We start from the raw sequence: 6,035 nt of genomic DNA on the forward strand, positions 1-6,035 counted from the left end.
GGTAGTTTGAAAAAGCATAAGCTAATATCATTTGACGAGTTGTTGAAGGAATTACAAGGCCAGAAAACGATTGAAGAAGATCCGAATCATATTTCTTTAGAAAAGTTGTTTAGTGAATCGTTCATGAGTAAGCACTCCAGTTTTAAGAGCTTTGGAGAGTTTTTAGATAAAGGCAATTTTCAAGCAAAGACACATGAAGATGTCAATAATATTTCCGGCGAACTTTTTGACCGGCATGTGGTGAGGGAGACGGATTTTTCCAATTGGGAATCGATGCTGGCTACAGCGACAATGGAATATGCCGGTAAATAATGAGCAAAGTTCCGAGTACTGCCGTAAGACAAGAAGCCTGCTTCGCGGCAGGCTTCGTACGTTTTCAAACTTAGATTGATAAATACTATTCCTTGTTTTCCCCTGAATAAGTGTTATAATTACGTTATCATATAACTGAGACCTAAATTCACATATTGCAAAAGGTGTTCATTTGTGCGATGAAACCTTTGCAATGTGTGAATTTTAATTTTTTTGTTAACAATAAAGTTGCATGTTAATTTATAACTTCTGGAGGTTCTTTAATGGCAACTGGCACAGTAAAATGGTTTAACGCAGAAAAGGGCTTTGGTTTCATCGAAGTGGAAGGCGGTAGCGACGTTTTCGTGCACTTCAGTGCGATCGTCAGTGACGGCTTCAAATCGCTGGACGAAGGACAACGCGTTGAATTTAACATAGTGCAAGGTAACCGCGGTCCACAAGCTGAAAACGTTGTGAAGTTGTAAGAGAAATCAAGAACAGCTGCCCTTCATTCATTGAGTTGAGGGTGGCTGTTCTATTTCTTAACGGGGCCGGATAACAGCGGCATATGAGATTAAGTAAGTTATTGGCAAAGAATAAGAGGGGTTGAAATTTATGATTGAATTCGAAGATTGGAATCTAAAAGTGAAGAAAACCTTTAATGCCACAAGTAACGAGGTTGTTTTAACAGTTACAGAAGCAGGGAGTTTGTTAGGTTATTCTAAAGATCAAATGAAATCTTATGTAGACAAAAGCACGCTAACCAAGGTTCCGATCATGAGAAGTGTTCACAGGTACCTGTTATTGAAAAGTGAAATTGATGAGATATTAAAAAATTCATAGGTGGTTCAACAAAGGGGTCTTTTAATGAGTGAACAAAGTTTTAAGGACTATAAATTAAGTGAGCAACGATACACGATCAACAAGATCAAAATTGGAAAAATGAAACTCTAATTGTCCAGAAGCTAGATGATACTATGATTCAATCATAATGCGCTTGGGAATGGAAAGAGATAACGAATAAGCAAACGGTTTTTTGGAAATTGCACGATTACATGAAAAAGTTCGTGGTTGGGGACGGGACTTTAGCTCTAGATATTTCTCTAGACGATAGGCAACGTGCCGACTATATCTCCTTAGGCGAGAAGCTGCGTTCTAAAGGGTGGTCATTTAAGAGTGGATTTATTGATACAAGCTGGGATATTTTTTCATCAAAGTTAGAAGAACTCGTAAGAGAGTCATAGCAATATATGATCGGCAGCCGGCCAACTGACCGGCTGCTTTGCTCGTTCAATTGTTACGAGTATTTGCCTAATCACTTAAAGCGTAAGATTCCGGAGGATGTGCGATTGGCATTTGAGGAGACTCTGAGCAAGTGAGGAGTAGTTATAGATGGAGTAAGAATCCATGATCGAACAATCCTGATTTTGAATACATCCGGAAAATCCACAATGGAATACGTATTTCCCGGTTTCGTTAAAGTTTCGGCTTTTAGCGATGTGAAGGTTTGAGAAGCTTTATAGACTAAAGCGCGAATATCTACTGCATCCTCAAATTCATACCCAAGACTTTTGATTTATTGTACCGTTGGGACTGTAAAATTAGCTGTTTGCGTAATATTTACGAACCCGACGATCGTCGATCAGCGCTGGATCGGCATAACCAGTCTAGTACTTTGTTTTTACCAGACAGTAAAACCGTTGGTCTACCAACGGGTTTTACTGTTTGTACGCCCAGTCATCAGGAAGTTGGTACACACCGTAAGTGAGCTCGAGTCACAGCTACCACTAGAGGAACCCGTAGGACCTGGTTAACCGGGTGGAGGCGGCTCGACGCCACATAGGAATACACCTTCGTTCTCCTTTTAGCCAATCTTTCCATGTCTTTCATAAACACCAAGTTGTTTAGCTCTTTTAAGAATCTCCAACAAGCTCTGATAGTCTTCTGCTTGTAAATGATGTGGTTTCTCATCTTCGAGTTCGATTTTGAGGGGAGAAATTTCGTTGTCTTCTTCGTGTTGCTCATTTTAAGATGTTGTTTGTGATTTTTAGCTTTTAGTATCCTCTCTCTGTACTGCTCTCTTACGGTCGAATTCCATCTAAAACCGCATGCTCCTGAAGACGGCCAAGTTTCTCACCAACCTCCTTGAAAGCGATCAGTTGTGATTGCCCTGATTGAATATGCTCCAGTATAAAATAATGTAAAACTACAACAGAGCATGACAAGAACAATATCTCATTAATTGCCGCGAAAATCGCGGCTTTTGTGTTTTATAGGTTTGACTTTCATACGTGTTAACTATTATATTGATTTAATGAAAATTGTTTAAGACTGGGTAAGGACAACAAGCATGGGAGTGTAGTAATTGAAATGTAACACAAAAGCAAAGCGATTCGTCTCCATTATTATGGCGGCGATTGTGGGGGTGCAACTGTTCATCCATAGTCCGGAACCGGTTCAGGCTAATGAGGCAACGGATTTAACGCTCGACGTAAAATCGGCCGTATTAATGGATGCGGAATCCGGTCAAATCTTATTTGAGTTAAATGCGGATACTGCGTTGCCACCTGCAAGCATGACCAAGATGATGACGGAGTATATCGTGATGGAGCATATCAAGTCCGGAAAGCTGAAATGGGACGATCCCGTCACGACAAGCAAATATGCGTCCGAAGTTCCCGGCTCCGGAGTTTTGCTAGCGAATGGGGAGCAGCTTTCTGTTCGTAAGATGTTTCAAGCGATGTCGATTTACTCGGCCAACGATGCCTCCGTAGCTTTGGCCGAGCGAATAGGTGGGACCGAGGAAGATTTCACCAAGCTGATGAACGAAAAAGCGAAGAAGCTTGGCATGACTGCGGCCCATTTTGCGACAGCGACAGGACTAAATAGAAACGACCTGAAAGATTTAAGCGGAGCCCCTGTTTTCGACGCCGAGGGTGAGACGGTGATGTCCGCCAAGGATGCGGCGATGCTGGCATACCGGATCCTGAAAGATCATCCGGAAGTGCTCGAATACGCCAAAATCCCATCCTTGAAGCTTCGGGAAAGAGACAAGAGTCCGATGATCAATAAGAACTGGATGCTGGATGGAAATGGTACAGCAGCCAGTTTCAAAAAATATGCTTATCCCGGATTGGATGGACTGAAGACGGGTTATACCGATGAAGCGGGCTATTGCTTCACCGGAACCGCGGTCCGTAACGGGATGCGATTGATAAGTGTCGTAATGGGCACCCGGACGGAGCCGAAACGGTTTGAGGAAACCCGCAAGCTGCTGGACTACGGTTTTAATAACTTCGAGCTGAGAAAGGTCGTAGCCGCCAAAAGCGAGATCGACTCAATGAAATCGGTGGAGCTCAGAAAAGGTGTACGAACGGCTGTACCTGTCGTGACGGAGAGTGGGCTAACTCTAGTTGTCAAGAAAGGGACAACTGCCGAGCAATTCGTGCATAAAACGGAGCGGATCGATCAGGATAAGCGTATCGCACCAATCAAGCAAGGCGACGAGATGGGAACATTAATGGTTACGTATAACGGAAAAGATCATATCATTAAAATGGTCGCGGCAGAGGATGTTGGCAGAGGTAGCTGGATCCGGCTGTTATTCCGGTCGATCAAAAATTTCCATGTCGGGTTATACAAAGGGATTGTTCGTCTGTTTGGCTAATAATGGACTGCTCTCCGAAACGAGCCTTCTGTTTTTTTGATGATAAAGAAAGTCACACAAATAGATTAATAAGATCCTTTAAAAAATCCTATTTTTACACTTCCACATGCGATTGCAAGCCTACCTGACTGCGTCTGTAATGCGAAAGCTTGCGGCATGGAACTCACTGGCATGTGGAATAGCTCGTTTTTAAAGTATTCATTGAACTCTAACGGAGAACGATAGCTCCGTTGTTATACGACGGCAGCCGGTTGCGATCGGCTGCCTTTCTCAACTCCCTCGGTGAGGGTAGTTTAACGGACTACCTAACGAAGCTGTCGTGGAATATAAGAGGGTACCAGTACGAATGGTGCTGACAGCCCCTTTGGCTGGATTGTAATGTTTATGGGGTATATATATTTCAACAATATGGGAACGAGAGTTGAATAGTCGCCAAGCAAAGCTAGGAATAATTTGTTGGTGATAGTCCAACATTCAGTGGAACTAGATCATGGCCGGTGGGCACTCCTTCTGAATCCGAGCAGTCCGGGGGCCGAAGGCGAGGGCTGTTTAGCATATATTGCAGAGGGGTTTAGTTGTTGCTCAGTGGGGCGATGTTTACGTCGATTTCCGCATAATGAGTGCTTAACAAATTGAACAAAACGATCGGCTACCGCCGCACTTTGGGCGAAACCTCCTGCAGCCCAAGAATGTCCGGCTACGCATTCCATAAACACACCCGCCAAATTGTCGTCGCGGTTAGCGATGGCTTATCTCCGCAATTCCCCCAATTATTGAAGGTCATGATTCGAATTTTTGGGTGTACCCCGATGCCACTAGACGCGTATTCATAGGGTGTTCAATCTTGTTCATATTTCGCCAAAATGCCGCGAACGTAGGCCCGAAAGCCCAATCTTATGTCCGCCGGCTCCACCACCTCACATTTGTCGCCAAATGCAAGCAATTTGTCATACCCGAAAGAGTTGCGAATAATCGGATAGATCGCTAGACAAGTCCGTTCATCGACGCGTACAATATGTCCCGGCCCGAAACGTTCGATCACTTTGTCCATAACGGAAAGATCGATACGAATGGTCACCCGCACCCAATCCTCGCTCATCCAGCCGTTTCCATTCATCGGTAGCGGCGAAAAATCCCGTTGTTCAAATTCTTCCGGCAGCACCTGCAAGCCGCTCATCCGCGCCAGCTTGAAAACACGGTAGTCCTCTTTTTCCTCACAAAAAGCTTGCAAATACCAACTGCCTTCTTTAAAAACTACCTGATACGGTTCTACTTTTCGATTGCTCTTTTGTCCGTTGCGATCCGTATAAGCAAAAGTCAAATAGTGTTGTTCATTTATCGCCATCTCTATGAAGCTAAGCAAAGTCCGAAGCGAGTCATTTCCCTGATTCAGCGATAAATCAATCACAAACTTGCCATGCTCGGCGGTTTCCCCTTTCTCCAAACGGATGGCATTCAATTTCTCTAAGGCATGCACCGTTTCCTTTTGTCCAAACAGCTGTTTGTAGCTTTGCAGACCGGTTAGCATGGCTTGGATTTCTTGGGGAGTAAACAGTGTTTTTCCCACTTTATAAGATTTCATCAGCCCCACGCCGCCCATTGCTCCCTGATGGGTAAAGATAGGCAACCCGGCCAGATTTAACGTATCGATGTCTCGGTAAATCGTTCTTCGGCTGACTTCCAGCCGTTCGGCCAGTTCGCCGGCACTGACCATCTCTTGCTCCAATAAAATCATAATCAACGCGACTAAGCGATCGATTTTCATCATGCCCACCCCTTTTTAAGTATGCCACACTGTTGTCATAGTTGATAGGATATGATGAATTTGTATTACCATCAACCATTCGGGAGGCAAGAGAGCATGGATAATTTTAAGATTGGAAAGAAAGAAGCTTTTCGCATCATTGGTTTTAAAACGCCCTTAACCGAGAGGGCGAGCATTCACGATTCGCAATATTCCGCTTCAAAAACAAGTTTTTTCAAAAGCATGATTGAAAATGGACAAATGGCAACGCTTCGTCCTTTGGCTGAAAGTCCTTACGGCTATGCTGCCGTTGTCCATGAGAACGGAGCGGTC

Annotated in this window: 7 protein-coding genes; 6 read left to right on the forward strand and 1 reads right to left on the reverse strand. The window is 44.0% G+C overall.

What is annotated here, in order from left to right:
* The first annotated feature begins 24 nt into the window (after positions 1–24).
* The 5 genes from D7M11_RS34255 to D7M11_RS34270 all read left to right on the forward strand — a co-directional run bounded on the left by D7M11_RS34255 (position 25) and on the right by D7M11_RS34270 (position 3,958).
* The gene (locus D7M11_RS34255) at positions 25–312 is read left to right on the forward strand and encodes a hypothetical protein (RefSeq protein WP_193556353.1); all 288 of its coding nucleotides are present in this window, start codon (positions 25–27) and stop codon (positions 310–312) included.
* Between the two features lie 263 nt (positions 313–575).
* Positions 576–776: a cold-shock protein gene (locus tag D7M11_RS34260; protein ID WP_120751769.1), complete on the forward strand. Its 201-nt coding sequence runs from the start codon at positions 576–578 to the stop codon at positions 774–776.
* Between the two features lie 130 nt (positions 777–906).
* On the forward strand, positions 907–1,134 hold the full coding sequence (locus D7M11_RS34265; protein ID WP_120751770.1) for a DNA-binding protein: 228 nt from the start codon (positions 907–909) through the stop codon (positions 1,132–1,134).
* Between the two features lie 212 nt (positions 1,135–1,346).
* Positions 1,347–1,535 carry a hypothetical protein gene (locus tag D7M11_RS37030; RefSeq protein WP_193556352.1) on the forward strand — a complete coding sequence of 63 codons (189 nt, stop codon included), beginning with the start codon at positions 1,347–1,349 and terminating at the stop codon, positions 1,533–1,535.
* A gap of 1,163 nt (positions 1,536–2,698) precedes the next feature.
* Positions 2,699–3,958 (forward strand): D-alanyl-D-alanine carboxypeptidase family protein, encoded by a 1,260-nt coding sequence (locus D7M11_RS34270; protein WP_120751776.1) that lies wholly within the window; start codon positions 2,699–2,701, stop codon positions 3,956–3,958.
* A gap of 838 nt (positions 3,959–4,796) precedes the next feature.
* Here D7M11_RS34270 and D7M11_RS34275 read toward each other — a convergent pair.
* Positions 4,797–5,726, reverse strand: coding sequence for a helix-turn-helix transcriptional regulator (locus D7M11_RS34275; protein WP_205127157.1), 930 nt, complete (start codon positions 5,724–5,726; stop codon positions 4,797–4,799).
* A gap of 93 nt (positions 5,727–5,819) precedes the next feature.
* Here D7M11_RS34275 and D7M11_RS34280 point away from each other — a divergent pair.
* On the forward strand, positions 5,820–6,035 hold a 216-nt coding region (locus D7M11_RS34280), incomplete at its 3' end, for a hypothetical protein (RefSeq protein ID WP_205127158.1).

The sequence above is a fragment of the Paenibacillus ginsengarvi genome (genome assembly GCF_003626695.1).
GTDB classification, from domain to species: domain Bacteria; phylum Bacillota; class Bacilli; order Paenibacillales; family NBRC-103111; genus Paenibacillus_AB; species Paenibacillus_AB ginsengarvi.